Origin of the sequence: Dongia sp. (assembly GCF_041918875.1) — a bacterium.
Classification (GTDB): domain Bacteria; phylum Pseudomonadota; class Alphaproteobacteria; order Dongiales; family Dongiaceae; genus Dongia.
Map to the genome: position 1 here is coordinate 122891 of NZ_JAYRUV010000010.1, position 25720 is coordinate 148610.

Annotated in this window: 23 protein-coding genes and 1 pseudogene; 18 read left to right on the forward strand and 6 right to left on the reverse strand. The window is 63.1% G+C overall.

Features of this window, described 5'->3' with window-relative positions:
• Positions 1-104: 104 nt before the first annotated feature.
• From ACE3TY_RS12480 to ACE3TY_RS12490, 3 genes are all read right to left on the reverse strand, one after another.
• Positions 105-596, reverse strand: coding sequence for a class I SAM-dependent methyltransferase (locus ACE3TY_RS12480; protein WP_374653366.1), 492 nt, complete (start codon positions 594-596; stop codon positions 105-107).
• Between the two features lie 87 nt (positions 597-683).
• Complete coding sequence (locus ACE3TY_RS12485) at positions 684-1136, reverse strand: cyclic nucleotide-binding domain-containing protein (RefSeq protein WP_374653367.1); 453 nt, start codon at positions 1134-1136, stop codon at positions 684-686.
• Positions 1137-1252: 116 nt separating this feature from the next.
• Complete coding sequence (locus ACE3TY_RS12490) at positions 1253-3967, reverse strand: ABC transporter transmembrane domain-containing protein (RefSeq protein ID WP_374653368.1); 2715 nt, start codon at positions 3965-3967, stop codon at positions 1253-1255.
• Positions 3968-4204: 237 nt separating this feature from the next.
• On the opposite strand from ACE3TY_RS12490, the gene ACE3TY_RS12495 reads away from it, so the two are divergent.
• Complete coding sequence (locus ACE3TY_RS12495; protein ID WP_374653369.1) at positions 4205-5422, forward strand: glycosyltransferase family protein; 1218 nt, start codon at positions 4205-4207, stop codon at positions 5420-5422.
• Between the two features lie 132 nt (positions 5423-5554).
• Positions 5555-6757, forward strand: coding sequence for a glycosyltransferase family 4 protein (locus ACE3TY_RS12500; protein ID WP_374653370.1), 1203 nt, complete (start codon positions 5555-5557; stop codon positions 6755-6757).
• Positions 6758-7239: 482 nt separating this feature from the next.
• Here the strand turns inward: ACE3TY_RS12500 and ACE3TY_RS12505 are convergent, their stop codons facing one another.
• Positions 7240-7692, reverse strand: a complete 453-nt coding sequence (locus tag ACE3TY_RS12505) for a hypothetical protein (RefSeq protein ID WP_374653371.1) — start codon at positions 7690-7692, stop codon at positions 7240-7242.
• Positions 7693-7739: 47 nt separating this feature from the next.
• Here ACE3TY_RS12505 and ACE3TY_RS12510 point away from each other — a divergent pair, with 47 nt between their 5' ends.
• The 11 genes from ACE3TY_RS12510 to ACE3TY_RS12560 all read left to right on the forward strand — a co-directional run bounded on the left by ACE3TY_RS12510 (position 7740) and on the right by ACE3TY_RS12560 (position 19306).
• A complete protein-coding gene (locus tag ACE3TY_RS12510) occupies positions 7740-8537 on the forward strand; it encodes an AAA family ATPase (protein WP_374653372.1) in 798 nt (265 codons plus the stop codon).
• 65 nt (positions 8538-8602) lie between these two features.
• Complete coding sequence (locus ACE3TY_RS12515) at positions 8603-9739, forward strand: glycosyltransferase family 4 protein (RefSeq protein WP_374653373.1); 1137 nt, start codon at positions 8603-8605, stop codon at positions 9737-9739.
• Positions 9736-10338, forward strand: a complete 603-nt coding sequence (locus tag ACE3TY_RS12520) for a histidine phosphatase family protein (protein WP_374653374.1) — start codon at positions 9736-9738, stop codon at positions 10336-10338. Before ACE3TY_RS12515 ends, ACE3TY_RS12520 begins: the two co-directional genes overlap by 4 nt.
• Positions 10331-11503: a glycosyltransferase family protein gene (locus ACE3TY_RS12525; RefSeq protein WP_374653375.1), complete on the forward strand. Its 1173-nt coding sequence runs from the start codon at positions 10331-10333 to the stop codon at positions 11501-11503. The genes ACE3TY_RS12520 and ACE3TY_RS12525 overlap by 8 nt, the downstream gene beginning before the upstream one ends.
• Complete coding sequence (locus ACE3TY_RS12530) at positions 11496-12287, forward strand: hypothetical protein (protein ID WP_374653376.1); 792 nt, start codon at positions 11496-11498, stop codon at positions 12285-12287. The genes ACE3TY_RS12525 and ACE3TY_RS12530 overlap by 8 nt, the downstream gene beginning before the upstream one ends.
• A 35-nt stretch (positions 12288-12322) precedes the next feature.
• Positions 12323-12817: a hypothetical protein gene (locus ACE3TY_RS12535; RefSeq protein WP_374653377.1), complete on the forward strand. Its 495-nt coding sequence runs from the start codon at positions 12323-12325 to the stop codon at positions 12815-12817.
• On the forward strand, positions 12814-14718 hold the full coding sequence (locus ACE3TY_RS12540) for a dipeptide ABC transporter ATP-binding protein (RefSeq protein WP_374653378.1): 1905 nt from the start codon (positions 12814-12816) through the stop codon (positions 14716-14718). Before ACE3TY_RS12535 ends, ACE3TY_RS12540 begins: the two co-directional genes overlap by 4 nt.
• Positions 14715-16649, forward strand: coding sequence for an ABC transporter substrate-binding protein (locus tag ACE3TY_RS12545; RefSeq protein WP_374653379.1), 1935 nt, complete (start codon positions 14715-14717; stop codon positions 16647-16649). Before ACE3TY_RS12540 ends, ACE3TY_RS12545 begins: the two co-directional genes overlap by 4 nt.
• A gap of 11 nt (positions 16650-16660) precedes the next feature.
• Positions 16661-17692, forward strand: a complete 1032-nt coding sequence (locus tag ACE3TY_RS12550; protein WP_374653380.1) for an ABC transporter permease — start codon at positions 16661-16663, stop codon at positions 17690-17692.
• Entirely contained in the window at positions 17689-18861 is a 1173-nt protein-coding gene (locus tag ACE3TY_RS12555; protein ID WP_374653382.1) for an ABC transporter permease, read from the forward strand. Before ACE3TY_RS12550 ends, ACE3TY_RS12555 begins: the two co-directional genes overlap by 4 nt.
• 91 nt (positions 18862-18952) lie before the next feature.
• A complete protein-coding gene (locus ACE3TY_RS12560; protein ID WP_374653384.1) occupies positions 18953-19306 on the forward strand; it encodes a hypothetical protein in 354 nt (117 codons plus the stop codon).
• Positions 19307-19320: 14 nt separating this feature from the next.
• On the opposite strand, the gene ACE3TY_RS12565 is transcribed toward ACE3TY_RS12560, so the two are convergent.
• Complete coding sequence (locus ACE3TY_RS12565; RefSeq protein WP_374653386.1) at positions 19321-19923, reverse strand: glutathione S-transferase family protein; 603 nt, start codon at positions 19921-19923, stop codon at positions 19321-19323.
• Positions 19924-20032: 109 nt separating this feature from the next.
• Positions 20033-20398, reverse strand: a complete 366-nt coding sequence (locus ACE3TY_RS12570) for a histidine triad nucleotide-binding protein (protein ID WP_374653470.1) — start codon at positions 20396-20398, stop codon at positions 20033-20035.
• A 259-nt stretch (positions 20399-20657) separates the two neighbouring features.
• On the opposite strand from ACE3TY_RS12570, the pseudogene ACE3TY_RS12575 reads away from it, so the two are divergent.
• The 5 genes and pseudogenes from ACE3TY_RS12575 to phoU all read left to right on the forward strand — a co-directional run.
• A pseudogene (locus ACE3TY_RS12575) lies at positions 20658-21512 on the forward strand (substrate-binding domain-containing protein); the annotation flags it as partial.
• A gap of 165 nt (positions 21513-21677) precedes the next feature.
• Positions 21678-22913 carry a phosphate ABC transporter permease subunit PstC gene (pstC, locus tag ACE3TY_RS12580; protein WP_374653472.1) on the forward strand — a complete coding sequence of 412 codons (1236 nt, stop codon included), beginning with the start codon at positions 21678-21680 and terminating at the stop codon, positions 22911-22913.
• Positions 22906-24204, forward strand: coding sequence for a phosphate ABC transporter permease PstA (pstA, locus tag ACE3TY_RS12585; RefSeq protein WP_374653388.1), 1299 nt, complete (start codon positions 22906-22908; stop codon positions 24202-24204). Before pstC ends, pstA begins: the two co-directional genes overlap by 8 nt.
• 6 nt (positions 24205-24210) lie before the next feature.
• On the forward strand, positions 24211-24987 hold the full coding sequence (gene pstB, locus ACE3TY_RS12590) for a phosphate ABC transporter ATP-binding protein PstB (protein WP_374653390.1): 777 nt from the start codon (positions 24211-24213) through the stop codon (positions 24985-24987).
• A 14-nt stretch (positions 24988-25001) separates the two neighbouring features.
• Positions 25002-25715, forward strand: coding sequence for a phosphate signaling complex protein PhoU (gene phoU / locus ACE3TY_RS12595; protein ID WP_374653392.1), 714 nt, complete (start codon positions 25002-25004; stop codon positions 25713-25715).
• Positions 25716-25720: the final 5 nt, after the last annotated feature.

The window sequence follows — 25720 nt, forward strand, 5'->3', positions numbered from 1 at the left end:
TAGGGTTCCGATACAGGTCAGTCCAGTTCGGTGAGCATGCTAAGCGTTCGTGGCGAAAATTGGGCCGAAAACTTCGCTTCGTCCCAGTCCCGGCGGGCGGTCCGTCATGCCCGCTTTTCCGCCATGAAATAGCGTCCCGGCTTCACATGTTCGGGCAAGGCCAGGGATTTGAGCGCCGGATGGCCCATCGGCTGATCGCCGACCAGGACGGCGCCGGGCGCCATCAACGCCACGATATCGGGCGCCATGCGCGCGGCGAGGGCCTGGCTGGCGGCGGCATCGCCGCTACCCAGATCGACATGGATGAGGACCGCATCGGCACCGAGCCGGGCCCTGGCCTCTTTCAGCGTCACGGCGAAGTCGCCGAGGAACAGGCGCTCGGGCGCGGGGATGCAATCCGGATGAGCCGCCACCTGCCGGTCGAAGACATAGATGTCGCGCCCCGGGCAGATTTCGCGCAGATGGTCGAAGGTGCGCCCGTTGCCGAGACCAAGTTCCAGGATGCAGCCCCGGAGGCCGGCGGTGCGCGCGGCGGCATCGGCCAAACAGGCGCGCTGCGCTTCGAGGCGGCGGATGAAACTGTCGAGACGGCTCATGGTTTCCGTCGCCCGATCCAAGATAGCGTCATGCCCGGGGATGAGAAAGGACTGGGGATGAGGAAGGAATGGGCATCGGGACGCTATTCACTTCCTGGCCGCCACCGCTTCGCGCAATTGGACGTTCATATGCTCGATACGCTGCGCGAGGACGCGCATCACCTCGATGCCGATCGAGGGGAAGTCGGTCACCATGCGGAAGAAGAGTTCCTTGGTGATTTTGAGAACGGTCACCTGTTCGGTGGCGCGGATGGTCGCGGTGCGGGGGACATCCATCAGGATGCCGATTTCGCCGATGAAGGCGCCGGGCCCGGCGTCGGCGACCTTGAGCGGGCCGCCCGCCGTTTCGACCAGGATGTCGGCGCCGCCGCTCAGGATGATGTAGGCGGCATCGGCCGAATCGCCCTGGTGAAACAGAATGTCGCCCGGCTGGTATAGCGCCCGCTCGCTGGCGAACGCCATCAGCTTGAGCTTGGCCGGCTCGACCTTGGCAAAGAGCGGAATGCGCTTCAGTGCCTCGACATCTTCCTGAATACTCATCGCTTCCATCCCGATAGAACTGCCTGGAAAGCGGCACTTCCTTCAGGAAGCCTAGCTTTCCCGGGCCTTGCCCAGCAACAAATTTACTTTCCGGCCCCGGTTCGGAGCCTCCGCCATCACCCTTCCGGCGCCGCCAGCAGCGCCTGGAACTTCGAATTCGGCCGGTCGAGCTCGGTGGGTTTCCCCGATTCGACGATGCGGCCGCCGGCCATCACGACGACACGGTCGAAATTGCGTCCCAGGGCAGCCGTATGGGTGACGAAGATCAGGGCCGCGTCCTTTAGATCCTGGCGGAGGCCCGCGAGAAGGCGCCGCTGGCTGGCCTCGTCGAACGCGGAGATCGTATTGTTGAGGATGACGAGCTGCGGGCGCTTCGCCAAGGCGCGGACGAGGCCAGCCTTCTGGCGCTGCGCGAAGGACAGTTTCTTGCCCGCCGCCCCGACATTGAAGGTGAGGCCGACGGCAATCACCTGCGGCCGCAGGGCCAGGCCGTCGATCACTTCCGACAGGACGGCGCCGATCTTCTGGGCGGCCTGGGCCTGGCCATAGACCAGTCGGCCGAACAGGATGTTGTCCTGCACGGTCGCGGCGGTGTTGTAGCGCGCGGGGTCGTAGAACTCGATCGAGGCGGAGAGAGATTTCGGCAAGGTTTCGCGGAAAAGCGAGCGTGCCTTCAGGAGCTTGCCTTCGAGCGTATCGTCGATGAGCCCCAAGCGATGCCGCGCCTCGATATAGGGGAAGGTGAGGGCGATCAGGCGGCGCTTATCCTCGGCATTGGCGGCATCGAGCCCGGTGCGCTGCAGCCTCGTGATGAGCTGCTGGAACAGCGGCAGATCTTCGGCCGAGATGAAGCTGAACTGTTCGAAGAAGGGATGGCCCGCCGGCAGGTCGGCGAACAGTTCGACCATGGTCGTGGCGATCTGCTGGCCAAGCGCGATGAGATCGCCGGTAATTCCGGCCGCGGACAGCCCGGCGGAAAGATGCGCGTTGGTGGCCAGGGCTTCCGGCGCGAATGCGGCATCGAGCGCCGTGCCGAACAGCACATTTTCGGCGACCGTCATGTTGCGATTGTAGCGCGCGGGGTCGAAAGGCTCGACCAGGGAAGCCAGCTGCGGTTCGGCCAGGCGTTCGCGCACGGCGGCGCGGGCCTTCAGGAATTCCTCGGCGAGGCCGTTGTGATTTTTCGGATCGATGCGGCCCCGGAGGCCGAACTGGTAGACATCATCCTCGAATTCGACCGCGACCAGGAGCTCGCGCAGGCGCACTTCCAGTGCCGGCCGGTCGGTAACGCCGGCGCCCTCGTAATCGATCCAATCGGCATTGACGTCGTAGGTCGGGTTGCCGGCGCGCCTGGTTTCGTAAAGGCGCCGCTCATGGGCGGCGAGATGGGCGGCGTCATAGGTGGCTTCGCGCATGGGCCGGTGCTTGAGGCCGTAGAGCAGATTCTCCTCGAGCGAGACGGGCAGCAGATAGGTCTCGTCGCCGAGATAGGCAAAACGCCGGCCGGTGATGGTCTCTGGCAGCTCGGCCAGATCGCGCAGGCCATAGCGGATCTTGCCGGAGGTCGGCCGCACCAGCCTTGCCATCAGGCCGGCCAGGGCTTCCTTGCCGCTGTTATTGGCGCCGACGAAGGCGACATGTTCCCCTGGGGCGAGATCGAGCGACACGTCCTCTACCAGCGGCGCGCCGCTTTCGTCGATATAGGTGACGCGCTCGATGGAAAGGGGCGCCGGGTCGATACCGTTTTCGCCATCGAGCTGCTGCAGGCGCGGATCCAGCATGCCGGGCGGGGTGAACTGCTCGATCACCTGATCGTACTTGATCTGCACGTCCTGGCGCTGCTGGTCCCAATCGATCAGTTCCTTGATCGGCGAGGGCAGATCCTTGTAGGCGTTGATGGCGGCAAACAGCGTGCCGACATCGAACTGGCCCTTGAGCGCGAAATAGCCGCCGATGACGAAATAGAGAAACGGCGTCGTCTGGGCCAGCATGTTGTTGATGTATTTGACGAGGAACTTGCGCTTATAGAGTTCGAAGCGGATCTGGAAGATCTTGCCGAGCCGATTGGCGATGTCGGCGCGCTCGAAATTGGATGTGTCGTTGGCGTGAATCTCGATAGCGCCATCCACGCTCTCGGCAATGCGCCCGGCGAGCTGGCGCGCGGTGATCTGGCGCTGCTTGCCCAGCTGCAGGATCTTGACTCGCAGTCTTGGTATCAGAATGAACTGCACCAGCAGCATCGAGATGGTGATGAGGCCCATATAGAAATTCTGGATGAAGACGAAGAAGAGGGCCGTCAGCGCCATGCCGCCAAGATAGGCCGGCGTGATGAAGGCATCGCCGATGAAACCGCCTAGGGGCTCCACCTCGTCCTTGATCATGGTGGCGATTTCCGCCTGCTTCACTTTGCGGAAATGCAGCAGCGGGAACTGGAGGACGCGGTCAAAGAGCTCGAAGCGCAGGCGGCGCAGCATGCGTTCGCCCAGGCGCCCCTTCTCGGTATTGACCAGCTGCTTCATCCAGCCGTTGAGGACGACGAAAAAAAGATAGGAGAAGCAGAGCGCGAACAGATATTCGACCTGGGGCAGGGGAATGCCGTCGAACAGGGTCACCGGACCGCCCAGGAAATCCGGGATGGGCAGTTCGACCTTCAGGAAGCTGGCCGTCTCGCTCGTCTTGAAGGCGTTCCCTTGAATCGCGTCATTGATGATTCGCTTGGGAAGGTCTAGGGAGACGAAGTAGACGAGCAGGCTGATGACGACGATGACCAGGATGACCCGCTGGTCACGTTTGGAATGGCGCCAGATATATTTAAAGAGATTTGGCTCCATAACGCCGGCTTTTCCCCGAAATGTGACCCAACGAACCCCGACCTGAATCGCAATGGAAACGAATTATCCCGACATGTCAATGCCTTGGGCATTGTGGACATTAGCGCGCAGTCACCAAACTTTGCCTTTCGAGCGGCATTTCTCCTGTGCCATACTTCGCCGGCAAGTGCATTGCGTGCCATGGGTTGAGGCGCGCGGCGTTCGGGGGGATCGGGGCGCGTGCAAATGGAAGACGCCATGACAAGGGGCGCCCGCGTCCTAATTTACTCGCATGACACGTTCGGCCTCGGCCATTTGCGCCGCTGCCAGACCATTGCCCATTGGCTGGTCGAGCAGAACAAGGACATGTCGGTCATCATCCTGACCGGCTCGCCCATCATCGGCAGCTTCAACTTCCGCGCCCGTGTCGATTTCGTGCGCATTCCCGGCGTCATCAAGCTGCGTTCGGGCGATTATACCTCGCTTTCGCTCCTCATCGACACCGAAGAGACGCTGGCGCTCAGGGCCTCGATCATCAAGCATACGGCCGAAATATTCGATCCGGACATCTTCATCGTCGACAAGGAACCGCTGGGCCTGCGCGGCGAGGTGACCGAGACGCTGGAAATGCTGAAAGAGCGCGGAACCCATCTGGTCCTGGGTCTTCGCGACATCATGGACGAGCCGGCGGCCCTGGTGCCGGAATGGCGCCGCAAGAATGTGCTGCCGGCGCTCCGCGACCTTTACGACGCCATCTGGATCTACGGCCTGCCGCAGATCTGCGAGCCGTTGGAAGGGATCGACCTTCCCAAATCCGTGCAGCGCAAGATGATCTATACCGGCTATTTGCACCGCTCGCTGCCGCAGGGCCCGGGCCTGCCGGTGCCGCTGCAGAAGATCGAATCGCCCTATCTGCTGGTCACCACCGGCGGCGGCGGCGATGGCGAGGATGTGGTCGACTGGGTCTTGCGCGCCTACGAGAACGACAAACGCCTGCCCTATCCGGCGCTCCTGGTGCTGGGGCCCTTCATGCATTCCGACCGGCAGGCGGAATTCCTGCTGCGCGCGGCCAAGCTCGACATGGTCGAGGCGATCACCTTCGATGCGCAGATGGAGCATGTCATGGCGCGCGCCATCGGCGTCGTCGCCATGGGCGGCTACAATACCTTCTGCGAGATCGTCTCCTTCGACAAGCGCGCCCTCATCGTGCCGCGGACGCGCCCGCGCATGGAACAGTTCATCCGCGCCGCCAAGGCCGAGGAACTGGGCCTTGCCGCCATGCTGGAAGATGACGGTGTCCGCGACTGGAAGAAGATGGCGACGGCACTCCGGCAATTGCCGCAGCAATCGCTTCCCTCGGAAATCGTCGTGCCTGGCCTCCTCGACGGGCTCAACAATGTCAACCGCCTCGCCCAGCATGCCCTCGAACGCGGCCGCCGCCCTGCCTCGCTGCGCCTAGCGCAACGCAAGCGCTGATGCCGGCACACTTTCAATTGTCATGGTCCGCGAAGGCGGACCATCCACGAGTTTGCATTTTCATGATGAAGGCAAGTCGTGGATCCCCCGCCTTCGCGGGGGATGACAATGAGAAATACATGACGGGATGAAGTGACCGGCCGCATCATCTTCCTGCTGAAGGGCTATCCGCGCCTTTCCGAGACCTTCATCGCCCAGGAGATTCTGGGCCTGGAGAGCCGTGGGCTGCCGCTGGAGATATGGAGCCTGCGCTTTCCCACAGACAAGTACCGCCACCCCGTCCATGACGAGATCAAGGCGAAGGTCACCTACCTGCCGGAATATCTCTACCAGGAACCCGGGCGGGTCATGCGGGGGCTGCTCAGGGCCCTGAAATCACCCGGCTTCGGACGCGCCTTCCGGCAGTGGCTGAAGGACTTCATGCGCGATCCCACGCCCAATCGCGGCCGGCGCTTCGGCCAGGCCTGCGTGCTGGTGGCCGAGATGCCGGCCGATGTGGTGCGGCTGCATGCGCATTTCCTGCACACGCCGGCCTCGGTCGCCTATTACGCCCATCTCATCGCTGGCACGCCGTGGTCTTGCTCGGCCCATGCCAAGGATATCTGGACCTCAGCCGACTGGGACAAGCGCGAGAAGCTTGCGAGCCTCGACTGGCTGGTGACCTGCACCGCCAGCGGCCACGCGCATCTTCAATCCTTGAGCGACCGGCCCCAGAAGGTAGCCCTGGTCTATCACGGCCTCGATTTCCGCCGCTTTCCGGAACCGCCGACACATACCCCCGGCAATCCGGTCCAGATTCTCTCGGTCGGGCGCCTCGTGGAGAAGAAGGGGTATCCGACGCTGCTCCAGGCGCTGGCGCTGCTGCCCAAGGATTGCGACTGGCGCCTGACGCATATCGGTGGCGGGCCGCTGGATGGAGAGCTGAAGGCGCTGGCCGAACGGCTCGCAATCGGCGATCGCGTCCTATGGCTGGGCGCCCTGCCGCAGGAGCGGGTGCTCGCGGCCTATCGCGCCGCCGACATCTTCGTGCTGGCAGCCCAGATCGCCGCCGATGGCGACCGCGACGGCCTCCCCAATGTGCTGATGGAAGCGCAAAGCCAGCGTTTGGCCTGCATCGCCACGAACATCTCCGGCATTCCCGAACTCATCAAGGACGGCGAGACCGGCCTGCTGGTGCCGCCGGAAGATGCGGCGGCCCTTGCCGGCGCCATGCGGTCTCTCATCGACGACCCTAGGCGGCGACAGAAACTAGCCAATGCCGGATTCTATCGTTTGCGTACGCTTTTTACGATGGAAACAGGTATCAACGATCTGGCAAGCCGATTCAAATATTAGTGAAATCATTTAGTTAATACAAAAGCCTCTTCTTTCTGCTGCCATTGCGGGATAAGAGAATGAGGAACATATTGACAACTTACGTATTTTGTGGTAAATAAGAATTGCGACAAACTGAGAAGATGCCAAATGGCGAAGGGTGATTCCCAAAAAACACTAGGATTAAAGAATTCACTAGGACCTGAGTTGTTCAGTCACCCGCGTGACGTAGTACGGGTAAAAGAGCTGCTTTACTTGAGCGGTAACTATCCTAGGCAGCCAAGCAACCCACATCCGGATGCCGAGCTCTATCACGGCATCAAAAGCTTCCAAGAAAAGAATGGGCTTAAGCCCGATGCGACGATCGTTCCAGGCGGGCCAACAGACGTCATGATGGCTGCAAGGAGTCCGACCTTCAGATGCATAGTTTGCGGCGGACCACATGGTGGTCTGTATGGAGCCTATTGTTCGGATTGCGGTATCAAAGCAGGTGTGCCTCCGCTCTATTGAGGACCGGGCGACTGTTTGCGTTGATGCCGCATCATCTGCCGTGCAAGAGCTATGGTAAATGTCAGGCAATCGTAGTCGCTATAGCCGAGTAGACGTCCGAGGCTCAAATCGGGATGGGTCGATGGAGAGTCGACAGATATGGATCGCCAATCAAGTAGCCTGCGTAGGTCGGACAAATCGACGTAATGCCCAGATCGGACAAAAAGAGAATAGCGATGATCGAATGAAAAGACCGTGCCGAGTTGCTTGGGAACGATAATTGTCCGTTGCGCGCACGACCCGGAAATGGTCAGGTCGATCATCGCGATTTCTTCCAAGGAGGGGGAAATGTCGTCGGCATCCCCGAACAGAGCGACTGATTTCCAGCCCAACTGGAAGAGCTGCGCCTCTCGGCTTTCGTGCGGCCCAAGGCTTGGGCTCCTCGGATCGAGGAAAACGGACGACAAGAGTTGAGATCGACTGAATCTCGGCAAGGGAAGGGCCGGATCACGCAATGGCATTGAGTAGGAATACGGCAGATCGTTCGAGCGCACTCAAAGCTCCGTTTCTTCGGTCCATTCGTCGGCGCGGTGAAGAGCCGTCTGCGGAAACCTATCCCTTTACGCTGCCCATCTTCAGAAATCCAGAATTCGAACTGATCTTCACCAACGCCGTGACCATTCTGGTTGGCGAGAATGCCACTGGTAAATCGACGTTGCTTGAAGCCCTTGCCGAACTTGCCGGGTTTCATGCAGGGGGCGGTAGTCGCGACTACGCCTATCGGGCGCCCGACGCGGAGCCATCGGGCTTTGCACGGCATCTGCGGGCTTCATGGTTGCCGAAGGTATCGCAGGGCTTCTTCTTCCGGGCCGACAACTACATAAATCTCGCTAGCTATGTTGAAGAACTGGCGGCGGAATGGCCGGCTATGCGGGTGCTCTATGGCGAGCGCCACCTGCATCGACAAAGCCACGGCGAGTCATTTCTTGCTTTATTTGAGCACCGCTTGAGGGGGAGTCGCCAAGCCCTCTATCTTCTTGACGAACCCGAAAGTGCTCTGTCGCCTTCGCGACAGATAAATCTGATGAGATTGATCAACGAGTGGGCCGGATCGGGACGGGTTCAAATTATCCTCGCCACGCATTCGCCGCTGCTGATGGCGTTGCCCGGCTCCACGCTGCTGCATTTGACGGCTTCCGGTATTGCCGAGATCAATTACCGAGCCACGCCACATTTCAGATCCCTCGCCGAATTTTTCTCTGATCCAGACGGATTTGTTGCTGACGCTCTCACCAAGCAACTGGATCGTTAGGCGATGGCACTGCCGACATCACTTTTTCCTGGACCCTTGCCGCGTCCCCCGGCACCATCCGGCGCATGAAAATCGCGTTTTATGCGCCGTTGAAGGCGCCGGATCATCCCGATCCCTCCGGTGACCGGACTGTGGGGCGGCTATTGCTGGCCGCTTTCCGCCGGGCCGGGATCACGCCGGTCCTGGCCAGCCGGTTTCGGGCGCGGCTTTCGGGCGATACCGAAGCCGAGCAACGGCGGCTTGCTGCCAGGGGCCACGGCATCGCCGACAAGCTCATTGCCAAGTACCGGAAACTCCCCAAGGCGGAACGGCCGCGGGTCTGGTTCACCTATCATCTCTATTACAAGGCGGTCGATTGGATCGGGCCGCGCGTGGCCAAGGCACTCGACATTCCCTATATCGCGGCGGAAGCGAGCCATGCGCCCAAACGTGCCACCGGCCCCTTCGCCTTTTCCCACGCGATGGCCGAGGAAGCGATCAAGCAGGCGGCGGCCGTCTTCTGCCTCAACCCTTCGGACAAGGAATGCCTGGGCGGCATCGTCGCCGGCAAGCGGCTCATCGACCTGCCGCCTTTTCTGGACCTCAAGGCGTTCCTCGGCACCGATCCGCATGGGCCCGACCGGGCGCTGGGGCGCTTCAAGCTGTCGCAGCATTACAATCTCGACCCCGACATGCCCTGGCTGCTCACCGTGGCGATGATGAGGAAGGGCGACAAGCTGGCCTCCTATCATGCGCTCGCAGAAGCGCTGCGGCATGTGACGCGGGCCTATCAGCTGATCATCGTCGGCGACGGGCCGGTGCGGGCTGAAATCGAGCATGCTTTCGCCATGGTGAAGAAGCGCACGGCCTGGCTGGGGCAGAAGCCCGCCCATGAGCTGCCGGAAATCTACGCCAGCGCCGATCTCTTCGTCTGGCCGGCGATCAACGAGGCGTTCGGCATGGCGCTCCTGGAGGCACAGGCCTGCGGCACGCCGGTCATCGCCGGGGCTTCGGGCGGGGTGCCGGCGATGGTGGCCGATGGCGAGACCGGCTGGCTGTCTGCGCCGGGCGATACCACGGCCTTTGCCGCCGACGTCGATTTCGCGCTGGAACGGGACCTGGCGCCGGTACGCATGGCCGCCGCCGCCCATGCGCGCAAGTTCCACGATATCGAGGCCGCCGCCGCGACCTTGAAAACGGTCATCGAGAAGGTGGTGGCGTGACCGTGCGCTGCGCCATCCTCCGCCATGCCCCAACGCAGTGGAATGCCGAGAAACGCCTGCAGGGCCGCACCGATATCGGCCTCGGGGCGCAAGGGCGGATCGTCGCGGCCAGTTGGCAGGTGCCGGCGGAATGGCATGGCTGGCGGGTGCTGACCAGTCCGCTTGTCCGCGCGCGCGAGACGGCGGCCATTCTTTTTCCGAACGTCACGGCCGAGATCGAACCGGCCTTGCGCGAGATGAGTTTCGGCGATTGGGAAGGACAGAATCTCGCCGCCTTGCGCGAAATGCCAGGGTCGGACGCGGAAAGCCGCGAGGCGATGGGCCTCGATTTCCGCGCCCCCAACGGCGAAAGCCCGCGCGAGGTGCAGCAGCGCCTGATGCCGTTGCTGGCGCGCCTGGCGGATGAGAAGCGGAACGCGGTGCTGGTCAGCCACAAGGCGGTGCAGCGCGCGCTCTATGCGTTGGCCACCGGCTGGCAGATGCTGGAGAAACCGCCGGCGAAGCTGAAGGACGGCCGCGCGCATCTGTTCGGCCTGGATGCCGGCGGCAATCCCACGGTGGTGGCACTCAATATCGATCTGGCGGGCGTTCATGTCTGAGGCGCCGCGCATTGCCCTTTATGTGCAGCACCTGCTGGGCATCGGCCATCTGCGCCGGGCGGCGGCGCTGGCGCGCGCCTATGCGGAAGCGGGCGCCGAGGTGCTGGTCCTCAGCGGCGGCATCCCCGTGGCCGACATCGAATTCGGGCCGGTCGCGGTGCGGCAATTGCCGCCCTGTCTTGCCGCCGATGCGACCTTCTCGGCCCTTCTCGACGATTCCGGCCATATCATCGACAGCGATTGGAAGGACCGCCGGCGCGCCCTGCTGCTGAAGGAGGCGGCGGCCTTCAAGCCGGATGCGCTGGTGATCGAGATGTATCCCTTCGGACGACGCCAGTTCCGCTTCGAATTGCTGCCGCTGCTTTACTGGGCACAGAATGCCAAGCTGCTGGTCGCAAGCTCGGTCCGCGATATCCTGGTCGATAAGGGGCGCGACGACCGGGTGATGGAAGCGGCCGATCTGGTGCGGCGCTATTTCGACCTGGTGCTGGTCCATGGCGATCCGCGCCTGGTGCCGTTCGAGCGCACCTTTCCGCGCGCCGCGGCGATTGCCGACCGGCTGCATTACACGGGCTATGTGATCGAGAAACCGAAGGCGGTGCCTTCCGCCGATCGCAGCGGCGGCGAGGTGCTGGTCTCGGCCGGCGGCGGGGCCGTGGGATGGCCGCTGTTCGCCGCGGCCCTGGCGGCGCGGCGGCTCTCCGGCCTCAAGGACCGGGTCTGGCGGTTCGTTGCCGGGCGCAATCTGCCCGAGGCCGATTTCGCGGTCCTGCGGAAGGCGGCGGCGATCGATCCCAGCATCGTCGTCGACCGGTTCCGGGCCGATTTCACGGAGTTGCTGGCCAATTGCCATGTCTCGCTCAGCCAGGGCGGCTACAACACGGTCATGGAATTGCTGGCGCTGAAGGTTCCCGCCGTCATCGTGCCCTTTGCCGAGGGACAGGAGAGCGAGCAGCGATTGCGGGCCGAATTGCTGGCCGAGCGCGGGGCGCTCGACATGCTGGACTCGACCAACCTGGACCCCGCCCTGCTCGCGGCCACGCTGACGCGGCGCGCGCAGAAGGGCGCCCTGCCGATCGATCTCGATCTCGACGGCGCAAGGCATTCGGCCCAGATCACCTTGTCGGCCCTGGCCAAGAAGCAGGCGGCGGCCGGCCATGGCTGAGCTGCCGCGGGCCGGCTGGGACGATCTGGCGCGCGAATGCGATCTGTGGCGCAAGTCGCGGGCGCGCCCGACCTTGTGGTGGCGGGACGACGACGCCGTCGCGGTGACGCCGGCCCTGGCGGAATTGCGCCGCCTCGCCGGGGTGCCGCTGGCCCTGGCCGTGATCCCGATGGCGCCGGCTGCACCGCTGGCCGACGATCTTGGGGCCTATATCGGCGATTGGCGGCTTGCCAGCGTGCTGCAGCATGGCGTGGGCCATCTTAACCATGCGGCATCTGGCGACAAGAAATCCGAGTTTCCGGCGACGCGCGACCTTGCCGAGATGGAGCTTGCCCTCCAAATGGGGCGGGGCGTCCTGCGGTCGGCCTTCGGGCCAAGATTCCTGCCGGTCCTGACCCCCCCTTGGAACCGCATTGCCGACGCGGCGCTGCCGCTGCTGCCGCGGCTTGGGCTTCGGGGCCTGACCCGCTTCGACGAACTGCCCTATGGCCGGCGCGGAACCGCAATTCCCGGCATCGTTGAAATCAATACCCAGATCGACGTCATTGATTGGCGCGGCAGCCGGGGCTTCGTGGGCGAAGGGGTGGCCCTGGGCCGGCTGGCGGCGCATCTCGCGGCGCGGCGAAACGGGACGTGCGCTGTGGAAATCCCCACCGGCATCCTCACCCACCATCTCGTTCACGATACCGCCACTTGGCGATTCCTTGAGAACCTGCAAGATTGGCTCGCCCGGCGAGGGGAGCTGGACCTTTTCCTCGATCCTCCATCGTTGTGGCTCCCGTAAGAACGGGTCAGTCGGGGTTAGGGGTTTCGCGTTCCATGCTTGAGTTCCGGTATCCGCTGTCGGCGGTCGTTAAGGATTATCTTCTTGGCATTCTGGGCCTGGCCGCCGCCGTCCTGGTTCTGTCCAAGACCGAATCGGGCAGCGGCATTTTCTGGTTCTTCATCGCCCTTGCCGCCTTCTTCGCGGTCGTCACCGCCAATGCCGCCAATCGGCATGTGACGCGCATCACAGTCAGTGAAGAAGGCATCCGTTCAGGGCCCTGGGCGGGCCGTTTCATCCCCTGGAAGGACCTCAAAGGGTTGAGTTTGCGCTTTTACGCGGTACGATCCGTCTTCGGGCGCAATAAGGGGGGCTGGATGACGCTCAAGCTGAAATCTGAGAACGGGGGCAGCATCAGCGTCGATTCAGACCTGCCGCATTTCCAGAGCCTGGTGACCAAGGCCGCCCATGCCGCCAAGGAAAACGGCGTCCTGGTCGACGCCTATACGGCGCATAACCTGCTGTCGCTGGGCATCGAGGTGCCGGCATGACCGACCTGCTGACAGTACGCAACCTTGCCGTCGAGTTTGCCCTGGAGGGCGGCTCGGTCCAGGCGGTGCGCGGTGCCAGCTTCCGCGTGCCGGCCGGCAAGACGGTGGCGCTGGTGGGCGAATCCGGTTCCGGCAAATCGGTCTGCGCGCAGGCGATCATGGGCCTGCTCCCCAAAGTGGCGCGCATCCGCACGGGTGAGATCCTGTTCGACCGGCGCGCCGGCAGCGGCAACGATTGGGGCCAGAAGGGCGGTATCGTCGACATCGCCAAGCTGGACCGCGACGGTCCGGAAATGCGTTCCATCCGCGGCGGGTCGATATCCATCATCTTCCAGGAGCCGATGACCTCGCTCTCGCCGGTCCACACCGTGGGCCATCAGATCTGCGAGGCGCTGCACCTTCATTCCAAGCTTGGCGACGCGGAAGGGCGCGAGCGCGTCGTCGCCATGTTGCGCGCGGTCGGTTTCCCGGATCCGGAGCGGGCACTCAAGATATATCCGTTCGAGCTTTCCGGGGGCCTTCGCCAGCGCGCGATGATCGCCATGGCGCTGGTGTGCAAGCCGGCACTTCTCATCGCCGACGAACCGACCACGGCGCTCGACGTCACCATCCAGGCGCAGATCCTCAAACTGATGGCCGACCTGCAGTCGGAACTCGGCATGGCCATGCTGATGATCACCCACGATCTGGGGGTCGTCGCCAATATCGCCGACGAAGTCGTCGTGATGTACCAGGGCGAAGTGATGGAATCCGGCCCGGTCGCGGATATTTTCAGCACGCCGGAACACCCCTATCTCAAGGCCCTGCTGAACGCGGTGCCGCGCTTCGGCATGCGCGACGACGAACGATTGGTCCCGATCCGCGAGATCAGGAGCGAGGCCGGCCCGCTCTTTGCCGAAAAGCAGCCCTGGCCGCAGGGTGCCGACGAGGCCGGGCCGCTCCTCAGCGTGAGCGGCGTTTCGAAGGGCTTCACCATCCGCAAGAGCGGCCTGTGGTCGATGCAGGCGCAGAAATCGGTCATGGCTGTCTCGGATGTCAGCTTCGAGGTGCGGCGCGGCGAGTGCCTGGGGCTGGTCGGCGAATCCGGCTGCGGCAAGACCACCTTGTCCAAGATCATCATGAAGGCCATTTCGGCCGATACCGGCGAGATCCGCTATAACGACCGCGGCCGCTCGATCGATGTGCGGCATATGGGCGGCAACGATCTTGCCGAGTACCGCAAGCGCGTGCAGTTCGTCTTCCAGGATCCGATCGGTTCCTTGAATCCGCGCATGACCGTATTCGACATCATCAGCGAGCCTCTGGTGATCCACAATGTCGGCACGGCGGAGACGCGCAAGGAAATGGTGAAGGAACTGATGGCGCTGGTGGGGCTCGATATCCGCCACCTCAGACGCTATCCGCACAGCTTTTCGGGCGGCCAGCGCCAGCGTATCGGCATCGCGCGCGCCTTGGCGCTGAGGCCCGACCTCATCATCTGCGACGAGCCGGTCTCGGCGCTCGACGTTTCGATCCAGGCGCAGATTCTCAACCTGCTGAAGGATTTGAAGGCGAAGCTGGGCCTCACCTACATCTTCATTTCGCACAATCTGGCCGTGGTCGACTATGTCGCCGACCGCATCATGGTGATGTGCGCTGGCCGTGTCGTGGAACTGGCGCCGACGCATGAGCTGTTCCGCAATCCGGTGCATCCCTATACCAGGGCGCTGCTGGCGGCCGTGCCCAATCCGTCCCTCGAATGTCCGCTCGATTTCAAGAAAGTCATGGAAGAGAAGACGTCGCTGCCCGCTGCTTGGCCGGCGCCCTTCACCATCGATGCCGACAATCAGCCGACCCTGGTCGATATCGGCAACGGGCATTGGGTGCGCGCCGCCCTTTCGATCCGGAGCATCGCCGCATGACGAACCGCCTGCTGACGGCATTCCTGACCGCCGCATCCCTGCTGGTTGCGCCGGCCGTTCAGGCGGCGGAGGTCGGCACCTTCATCAGCCCCGCCTACTTCGCCGAGGACGAGGCCAAGGGCGAGCTGCCGCCGGTGGCCGAGCGGCTGCCGGAAAACCCGGCGATTGCCGGCATGGACGAGATCGGCCGCCAAGGCGGCGAGATGCGCATGCTGATGGGCAGTCCGAAGGACAGCCGCATCCTGGTCGCCTATTCCTATGCGCGGCTGGTCGGCTATGACCGCAACTACAAGATCGTGCCCGACCTCCTGGAGAGTTACGAGGTTGAGGAGGGCCGAATCTTCACTTTCCGCCTGCGCAAGGGCCATAAATGGTCCAACGGCAAACCGTTCACCACCGAGGATTTCCGCTTCTGGTGGGAGGATTGCGCCAACAATACCGAATTGATGCCGGCCGGGCCGCCGCGCGCGCTGCTGGTCGAGGGCGAGGCGCCGAAGGTCGAGGTGATCGACGAGACGACCATCCGCTACAGCTGGTCGAAGCCCAATACCGACTTTCTGCCGGCGCTGGCGGCGGCAAGCCCGCTCTATATCTACATGCCGTCGAAATACCTGAAGAAGTTCCACGCGAAGTACGCCGACGCGGCGGAGCTCGAGGCGGCGGTGAAGGATAGTGGCCAGCCGAGCTGGGGCGCGCTCCTCAACCGGCGCGGCAACCAGTATCGCAACGACAATCCGAAACTGCCCAGCCTCGATCCCTGGGTCCTGCGCATCAAGCCGCCGGCGGATCGCCTGGTCTTCGTGCGCAACCCCTATTACCACCGCGTCGATCGGAAGGGGCAGCAGCTTCCCTATCTCGATCAGGTGGTATTCGACATCGCCGAAGGCAAGCTTATTCCGGCCAAGGCCGGCGCCGGCGAGGCCGATCTGCAGGCGCGCTACATCCGCTTCGACAATTACACTTTCCTCAAGCAGGCGGAGAAGGCCGGGCGTTTCTCACTGCGCCTGTGGAACGACAGTCGCGGTTCCAATTTCGCGCTCTACCCCAACCTCAACTGCAACGACGAGGGCTGGCGCGCGGTCAACCGCGATGTCCGCTTCCGCCGCGCGCTTTCGCTGGGCATCGACCGGCACGAGATCAACCAGGCGATCTATTACGGACTCGGCAAGGAAGGCGCCAACACGATCCAGTCCTTGAGCCCGCTCTTCAAGCCGCATTACCGGACGGCCTGGTCGAGCTACGATACATCGACCGCCAATCGCCTGCTCGACGAAGCGGGCCTCACCCAGCGCGACGATGAAGGTTTCCGCCTGCTGCCCGACGGAAGGCGCATGACCATCATCATCGACACGGCCGGCGAGTCGACCGAGGAATCCGACATTCTGGAGCTGATCAAGGACAATTGGCGCGAGATCGGCATAGACATGTTCGTGAAGCCGTCGCAGCGCGAAGTGTTCCGCGAACGCATCTTTGCCGGCGACAGCGTCATGTCGGTCTTCTTCGGTGTCGATAACGGCCTGCCGACCCCCGAAATGAGCCCGCAGGAGTTCGCACCCTCGACGCAGCAGCAGCTGATGTGGCCGAAATGGGGGCAATATATCGAAACCGGCGGCATGAACGGGTCGCCCATCGACTTGGCCGAGGCGCAGAAACTGGCCGACCTCCTCAAGGCGTGGCGTGAATCGACCGACGAGACGGCACGGGGCGCGATCTGGGGCGAAATTCTGCAGCTCTGGTCCGAGCAGGTCTATTCGATCGGCACGGTCGCCAACATCCCCCAGCCCGTCGTCGTTGCCACGGGTTTCCACAATGTACCCCAGAACGGCATCTGGTCGTGGGAACCGGGCGGCCATTTCGGCCTCTATAAGCCCGACACGTTCTGGCAGGAAAACCCCAAGGATCTCAGCCCGGTCGAGAGCCGGCTGCAATAGGACCCAGCACAATGCTTCGCTATCTCATTCAGCGCGTGCTGGTCATGGTCCCGACCCTGCTGGTCATCAGCATGCTGGTGTTCGCCATCATCCAGGCGCCGCCCGGCGACTTCCTCGAAACCATGATGGCCGAGCTGCAGGCGCGCGGCGAGAACATGGACCAGGACAAGATGGACTTCCTCCGGAAGACCTACGGCCTCGACGAGCCGATCCATGTGCAGTACCTGCATTGGATGTTCGGGCGCTGGGACGGGTTGGAGCATCAGAGCGGCGGCCTCGTTTTCGGCGATCTCGGCTATTCGTTCGAGCATAACCTGCCGGTCTCCGAAGTGGTGGGCGACCGGCTGATGCTGACCGTCATCGTGTCGCTGGCATCGATCCTGTTCGTGTGGATCGTGTCCTTTCCGATCGCGGTCTATTCGGCGACGCATCAATATTCGGTGTTCGACTATATTTTCACTTTCCTCGGCTATATCGGGCTTGCGACGCCCAGCTTTCTCATCGCCCTGGTGCTGCTCTATTTCGCCAACATCTGGTTCGGCACGTCGATCGGCGGCATGATGGATGCGGAATATGTCGGCCAGCCCTGGTCGCTGGCCAAGATCATGAGCGTCGTCGAACATATGTGGGTGCCGGTGCTGGTCATCGGCCTGCCGGGGACCGCCGGCATGATCCGGCGCCTGCGCGCCAATCTGCTGGACGAACTCAACAAGCAGTATGTGACGACGGGACGCGCCAAGGGCCTGGCGCCGATGACCTTGCTGCTGCGCTATCCGCTGCGCATCTCGCTCAATCCCTTCATCGCCGATATCGGTTCGCTGCTGCCCGAACTCATTTCCGGCTCGGTCATCGTATCGGTCGTGATGTCGCTTCCCATTACCGGGCCGATGCTGCTCTCGGCGCTGCGGTCGCAGGACATGTATCTGGCCGGATCGTTCCTCATGTTCATGGCATTCCTCACCGTGATCGGCATCTTCATCTCCGACGTGCTGCTGGCGCTGCTCGATCCCAGAATCCGCCTCGGCGCAGGAGTTGAGAGATGACCGCTCCCGGCAATGGCGGCGGCCTGACGCATTTCGTCAGCCAGGCGCCCTTCGACCCTTACGCCATCGACAGCGTCAACCCGGCGCTGGAGAAGATTTACATGGCGTCGCAATGGCGCATGATGTGGCTGCGCTTCCGGCGCCACAAGGTGGCGGTCGTTGCCGGCCTGGTGCTGGCGGTCATGTACCTGGCCATCCTGTTCGTCGAGTTCCTGGCGCCCTACGGGCAGCATGCGCGCAATGTCGACTATATCTATGCCCCGCCGCAGGAGGTGCACTGGACGCATCAGGGCGAATTCGTCGGCCCCTTCGTCTATGCGCTCGACTACAAGCTCGACATGGAGAATCTGCAGCGCATCTACACGGAGAATGTGATCGATCCGCGGCCGATCCGCTTCTTCTGCGCGGGCGACACGTACAAATTCTGGGGCCTTGTCGAGGGCGATACGCATCTCTTCTGTCCGCCCGACAATGATACGCCGCTCTTTCTGCTGGGTTCCGACCGGCTGGGCCGCGACATGCTCTCGCGCATTCTCTACGGCATGCGCATCTCGCTCACCATCGGCCTCTTCGGTGTGGCGGTCAGCTTCATCCTGGGGATGACCTTCGGCGGGCTTGCCGGCTATTACGGCGGCTGGGTCGACGATCTGCTGCAGCGCTCGATCGAGATCATCCGTTCCATCCCGCATCTGCCGCTGTGGCTGGCGCTGGCGGCGATCCTGCCGGTCACCTGGTCGCCGATGCTGGTCTATTTCGGCATCACCATCATCCTGGGGCTCATCGACTGGACGGGCCTAGCGCGCGCCGTGCGCTCGCGACTCCTCTCCCTGCGTGAGGAGGATTTCTGCGTCGCCGCGCAATTGATGGGCGCTTCGCCGGGCCGCATCATCTTCCGCCATCTGATGCCGAGCTTCATGAGCCATCTCATCGCTTCGGCGACGCTTGCCATTCCCGGCATGATCCTGGGCGAAACGGCGCTCTCCTTCCTCGGGCTCGGCATCCGGCCGCCGATCACTTCCTGGGGCGTGCTGCTCAACGAGGCGCAGAACATCAACGTGGTGGCGCTCTATCCGTGGCTGATGCTGCCGATCCTGCCGGTCATCGTCGTGGTGCTGGCGTTCAACTTCCTCGGCGACGGCCTGCGCGACGCGGCGGACCCCTATCGCTGATGCGCGAATCGGGGAGCGGCAATAGGACGCTTGGCCCAGCGCTCGGAATATGCGAGCCTTGTCCCCATACGTAAACTAATGGGGGCTTGATTTGTTGAAGCATATCTGCGGAGCCGCCTTGGCCATCTCCGCCACTCTATTGTCCGGCTGCCAGCAGGAAGGCCGCACAATTCTTCAGCCGGACGAGAAATTCGTCATTTCCTCGGATACCTGGGACTATTACCAGACCTATCTGCAGACGATCAGCGGCGGCAAGCGCGGGGCCTTCGTCGTGTCGGAAGACGGCTATTACGCCACCTATACCTACTGCCGGACGGTGCAGGGCTGCTACTTCCACATCAACTATTCCGGCGAGGCGCTGAAGGATTGCGTGTCCGACGGCCACAAATGCGTCGTTTTCGCCAAGGATGACGAGATCGTCGTTCCCTACGAAGTCGCGAACTGAAGCCGCCCGCAGCGTCAATCGGTGATGTGGATATGGCCTGGCTGGCCGGCCACGCGCGCCAGCCAGGCATTGATGGCCGGATAGCGGCCAAGATCGAAGCCGCCCTCATGCGCCACATGCGTATAGGCATAGAGCGCGATGTCGGCGATCGTATAGCGGCCGGCGACGAAATAGGCGCTGGCCTTGAGATGGTCTTCCATCACGTCGAGCGCGCGATATCCGGCGGCGATCCTGGCCGGCAAGGCGGGTTCGTTCTGCGGTGTCTTGCCCAGATGCGCGACCCAGTGGCGGACCACGGCGATGCTGGGTTCGTGACTGTATTGCTCAAAGAACATCCATTGCAGGACGCGGGCCCGCTCCAGCCTGTCTTCCGGCCAATAGGGCGTGCCTTGGGCGAAGTAATAAAGAATGGCGTCCGATTCCGAGAGCGCCGTGCCGTCTTCCAGCACGATGGCGGGGACTTTGCCGTTGCGGTTCACCTCGAGGAAGCCGGGCGCGCGGGTGGAGCCGTCATCGACGTTCATTTCGATACGCTTCACGGGCAGCCCCAGATGGCCGAGGATAAGGCGCACCTTGTAGGCGTTGCCCGAAACCGCACTGTCGTAGAGCGTCAGCATGTGGCCCCCCCTCCATATCCCATAAGGCTGCATCGTTCATGCGGCTTCAGGCCGATTCCCGCAACCGATGAAATATTGCATCAGCCGTGAGCGGCGCTCACAGTTGGATTCAGATGGGCAGCGAAAGCAGTGGCCCCAGCCGCTGGCCGCCCAGAAGGTGCAGATGGTAGTGCGGCACTTCCTGATGGCTGTCGGCACCGCTATTGGCGATGGCCCGGTAGCCGGTGACGCCAATGCCGACCATCGCGGTGATCTTCGGGATGGCGCGGTGGAAGGCCGCGATCTCGGCGTCCGAGGCACGGGCCGAGAAATCCTCCAGCGAGACGTAGGCGCCTTTGGGAATCACCAGCACATGCACCTTGGCATGGGGGCGGATGTCGCGAAAGGCCAGGACATGCTCGTCCTCATAGACCTTGTCGCAAGGGATCTCGCCCCGGAGGATGCGCGCGAAGATGTTATTGCTGTCATAGGCCATGATGTTCGTCCCGCTTGCGGTGATGCCGCCTGGAAACTGGCCGATTCCGCTGGGCGGCGTCAAGGCCGGGGGCCATCCTGGAATTCTAACCCATTGTAGATTCGTGATTTTTGCGGGTTCATCAAGCTGTAACAATAGTGTCGTACTCCAGCCCGCGATGACAAGGGAAAGAGCATCCAACATGCTTCGCGCGCGCGGTGTCCCGGGAATGGCCGGGTTCGGAATTTCCGCCCTTCTGGGGCTGGTCATGGGGTCCGGAATGGCCCTGCCGCAGGCGGCGCAAGCCCGCGAGCAGCTCCATATCGTCGGCTCCTCCACGGTCTATCCCTTTTCCACGGCGGTGGCCGAGCATTTCGCGGGCGATGGCTTCAAGGCGCCGGTGGTCGAATCGACCGGGACCGGTGGCGGGCTGAAACTGTTTTGCGCCGGTGTCGGCGAGGGCTATCCCGACATCGCCAATGCCTCGCGTCCGATCAAGGAAAGCGAAGTCGAGGCCTGCAAGGCGAGTGGCGTCACCGAGATCGTCGAGGTCGAAATCGGCTATGACGGCATCGTGCTGGCCTCCGGCAAGGGTGGCGCGCCGCGGGCGCTCGGCGTGCGCGATCTTTACCTGGCCCTTGCCAAGGAAGTGCCGGTCAATGGCGTGCTGCTGGCCAATCCCTACCGGACCTGGTCGCAGGTGAACCCGGGGCTGCCCGATCAGAAGATCGAGGTGCTGGGGCCGCCGCCCACCTCCGGCACGCGCGATGCGTTCCTGGAGCTGGTGATGGAAAAGGCCTGCCACGCCTTTCCGGAAATCGCGGCCATCGCCGATGAAAAGATCAAGAAAGCCAAGTGCCAGACGCTGCGCGAGGACGGCGCCTATATCGATGCCGGCGAGAACGACAATCTTATCGTCCAGAAGCTCGCCGCCAATCCGGATGCCTTCGGCGTTCTGGGCTATTCCTTCCTCGCCGACAATCAGGACCTGCTGCAGGGCAGTTCCATGGACGGCGTGCCACCCACGGAAGAGAACATCGTCAACGGTTCCTACGAAGTGGCGCGCAAGCTCTATCTCTATGTGAAGAAGCAGCACCGCGCCATCGTGCCGGGCCTTGCCGAATATGTCGCCGAATTCATGAGCGAGAAGGCGTCGGGGCCGCAGGGGTATCTTACCGACAAGGGCATGGTGCCGATGCCGACGGAAGAGCATGCCGCCGTCTCCAGCGCGGTTCTCGCCGCCCTGCCGATCGCCAGCTCGCTCGGTGCCGGCATCGATCTTGGCGCCACCTCGGCGGTCCTGCCCTGGATCTCCGGCGGCGTGCTGCTGCTGCTGAGTTCGGTCGGTTTCCAGCTGGGGCGCCGCCGTGCCTTCTCGGCCGTCAGCGGCGCCACGCGGCAGCTGCATTCGCTGCCGGGCTATCACGGTATCTTCGTCGGTCTCGGCGCATTCCTGCCGGGTGCCCTGGCGCTCCTCCTCGGCGCCGTCGTTGCGCATTATCTGCCGGGCGATGCCAAGGCCGGCCATGACGTGATCTGGGCCGCGATCGCGGCGGCGACCCTGGGTGCCGCGGCCATCGGCCTTGCCTGGGCGCAGCGCCATGTCAGCGCCAGTTTCCGTGCCCGCAACGCGGTCGAGCGGGCCATCATGATCCTGCTGATCCTCTGTTCGCTCCTCTCGATCCTCACCACCGTCGGCATCGTGCTGTCGCTGGTCTTCGAGGCGATGCGCTTCTTCGCCAAGGTCTCGGTGTTCGAGTTCCTCTTCGGCCTGCAATGGTCCCCGCAGATGGCGATCCGCGCCGACCAGGTGGGCCAGTCCGGCGCCTTCGGTGCCGTCCCCGTCTTTGCCGGCACGCTGCTCATCACCGTCATCGCCATGCTGGTGGCGGTGCCGATCGGCCTGATGTCGGCGATCTACCTCTCCGACTATGCCAGCCGGCGGACGCGCTCCTGGGCCAAGCCGCTGATCGAGATCCTGGCCGGCATCCCGACCGTGGTCTACGGCTTCTTCGCGGCCCTCACCGTGGCACCGCTCATTCGCGGCTTCGGCGCCGGCATCGGCCTTGACGTCGCCTCCGAATCGGCGCTGGCGGCCGGCCTTGTGATGGGGGTCATGATCATTCCCTTCATCTCCTCGCTGTCGGACGATGTGATGAACGCGGTGCCGCAATCGATGCGCGACGGCGCCTTCGCGCTCGGCGCCACCAAGTCGGAAACCATCCGCCAGGTCGTGGTGCCGGCGGCCCTGCCCGGCATCATGGGCGGCATCCTGCTGGCCGTCAGCCGCGCCATCGGCGAAACCATGATCGTGGTGATGGCGGCGGGCCTCACCGCCAACCTGACGGCCAATCCGCTGGAGGCCGTCACCACCGTGACGGTGCAGATCGTCACCCTGCTGGTGGGCGATCAGGAATTCGACAGCCCAAAGACGCTCGCCGCCTTCGCCTTGGGTCTTGCCCTCTTCATCGTGACGCTGATCCTCAACATCGTCGCCCTTCGCATCGTCAAGAAATATCGAGAGCAATATGAGTGACGCCAACGCAACGGCCATTCGGCGCCCCGATCTCAGCGAGAAGAGAATCCGCCGCCGCTACGCCGCGGAACGCCGCTTCCGCTTCTACGGCATGCTGGCGGTGGGACTTGCCATCGCGATGCTCGCCGTTCTTCTGATCTCGATCTGCGGGCGTGGCTACAGCGCCTTCTACCGCACCGAGATTGCGCTGGACGTGGTGCTGGATCCGGCCGTTATCACGCCGGAAGGCAGGAACGACGCCGATACGCTGGCCGCCGCCGATTATCAGGGGCTGGTCAAGGAATCGCTGAAGACCGCATTTCCGGACGTGACCAGCCGGGGCGAACGCAAAAACCTCTACGCGCTGGTCAGCAACGGTGCCGGCGATACGATCCGCCAGGCCGTCTTGGCGGATCCCGCCATTGTCGGCGGCACGCAGCGTTTCTGGGTCGCCGCCGCCGACGATATCGACATGCTCAACAAGGGCTTCATCAAGCGCGATGTAGCCGAGGCGGAGCGCGTGGTTCCCGACAAGCAGATCGCCTGGTTCGATGCGCTGGCGGGCAAGGGTCAGGTGCACAGCACCCTGAACACCACCTTCCTCTCCGCCGGCGACTCGCGCGAGCCGGAGCAGGCCGGCATCCTCGGCGCCCTGATGGGCACGATCTTCACCATGCTGGTGACCGTGCTCCTCGCCCTGCCGCTGGGTGTCATGAGCGCCATCTATCTCGAGGAATTCGCCCCGAAGAACCGCCTGACCGAGATCATCGAGGTCAACATCAACAACCTCGCCGCCGTGCCCTCGATCGTGTTCGGCTTGCTGGGCCTTGCCGTGCTGCTGGGCGTTTTCGGCCTGCCGCGTTCGGCCCCGCTGGTCGGCGGCATGGTGCTGGCGCTGATGACGCTGCCCACCATCATCATCGCCACGCGCGCCGCCTTGAAGGCCGTTCCGCCCTCGATCCGGGAGGCTGCCTACGGCATCGGCGCTTCGTCCCTGCAGGTGGTGACGCATCATGTCCTGCCGCTGGCCACCCCCGGCATCATGACCGGCGCCATCATCGGCCTGGCGCGGGCCTTGGGTGAATCGGCGCCGCTGCTGATGATCGGCATGGTCGCCTTCATCGTCGACGTGCCGCATGGGCCGAACGATCCGGCGACGGTGCTGCCGGTGCAGATCTATCTCTGGGCCGACAGCCCCGAGCGCGCCTTTGTCGAGAAGACCAGCGCCGGCATCATGGTGCTGCTGGCCTTCCTCATCTCCATGAACGCCATCGCCATCTTTGTTCGCCGCCGGTTCGAGCGGCGCTGGTAGGAGCCAATGAACGCAATCTCCCCCTCTCTCGCGAAAATGCATGGCCGCAAGGTGACGGTGCATTACGGTCAGAAGCAGGCCCTGTTCGACGTCGATCTCGATGTGCCGGAACGCATGGTAACGGCTCTTATCGGCCCGTCGGGTTGCGGCAAGTCGACCTTCCTGCGCTGCCTCAACCGCATGAACGATGTGATCGACGGCTGCCGTGTCGGCGGCGAAATCACCCTCGACGGCCAGGACATTTACGATTCGAAGCTCGACGTGGTCATGCTGCGGGCGCGGATCGGCATGGTGTTCCAGAAGCCGAACCCGTTCCCCAAGTCGATCTACGACAATGTGGCCTATGGCCCGCGCATCCACGGCATGGCGGGGACCAAGGGCGAGCTTGACGAAATCGTCCGCTCCAGCCTTGAAAAAGCGGGCCTGTGGAACGAAGTGAAGGAACGGCTGGACCAGCCGGGCACCGGCCTTTCCGGCGGCCAGCAGCAGCGTCTGTGCATCGCCCGCGCCATCGCGGTCAGCCCGGAGGTTATCCTGATGGACGAGCCCTGCTCGGCGCTCGACCCGATCGCCACGGCGAAAATCGAGGAATTGATTGACGAATTGCGCGAGAACTTCACCATCGTCATCGTCACCCATTCCATGCAGCAGGCCGCCCGCGTCAGCCAGAAGACCGCTTTTTTCCATCTCGGCCAATTGATCGAATGGGGCGATACTGAGCAGATCTTCACCAGCCCGAAGGACGAGCGGACCCAGGGCTATATTACCGGCCGGTTCGGCTGAGGAGTGACAGACCTATGCCACAGAAAGCCACCGACCATATCGTCAAAAGCTTCGACGAGGAATTGCGGCGCCTGCGCGAACAGATCCTTGCCATGGGCGGGCGCGCCGAGGCTCAGCTGGGCGATGCCATCCAGGCACTGGCCAGGCGCGATTCCGACAAGGCGATGCGCGTCATCGAAAGCGACAAGGGCATCGACGCCCTGGAGATGACCGTGGCGCAAGACTCGCTCAAGATTCTGGCCCTGCGCCAACCGATGGCAAAGGATCTCCGGGAAGTCATCGCCGCCATCAAGATTTCGGCCGATATCGAACGTATCGGCGACTATGCCAAGAACATCGCCAAGCGGGCCCTGCAGCTCAATCAGCAGGCACCCTTGAAGCCCACGAGCTCGATCCCGCGCATGGGCGATCTGGCCATCAAATTGATCAATGCCGTGCTCTCGGCCTATGCCAATGACGATGCGGAAGGATTGCTTGCCGCCTGGCGCTCGGATGAGAGCATCGACGAAATGTACAACTCGCTCTTCCGCGAGCTGCTCACCTATATGATGGAAGATCCGCGCAATATCGGCGCTTCGACGCATCTTCTGTTCATCGCCAAGAACATCGAGCGCATCGGCGATCACGCCACCAACATCGCCGAGACCGTGCATTTCCTGGTGCACGGCAAGCCGATCGACGAGACCCGACCCAAGGGAGACACGACCAATGTTGCGATCAATGGCTGAACGAC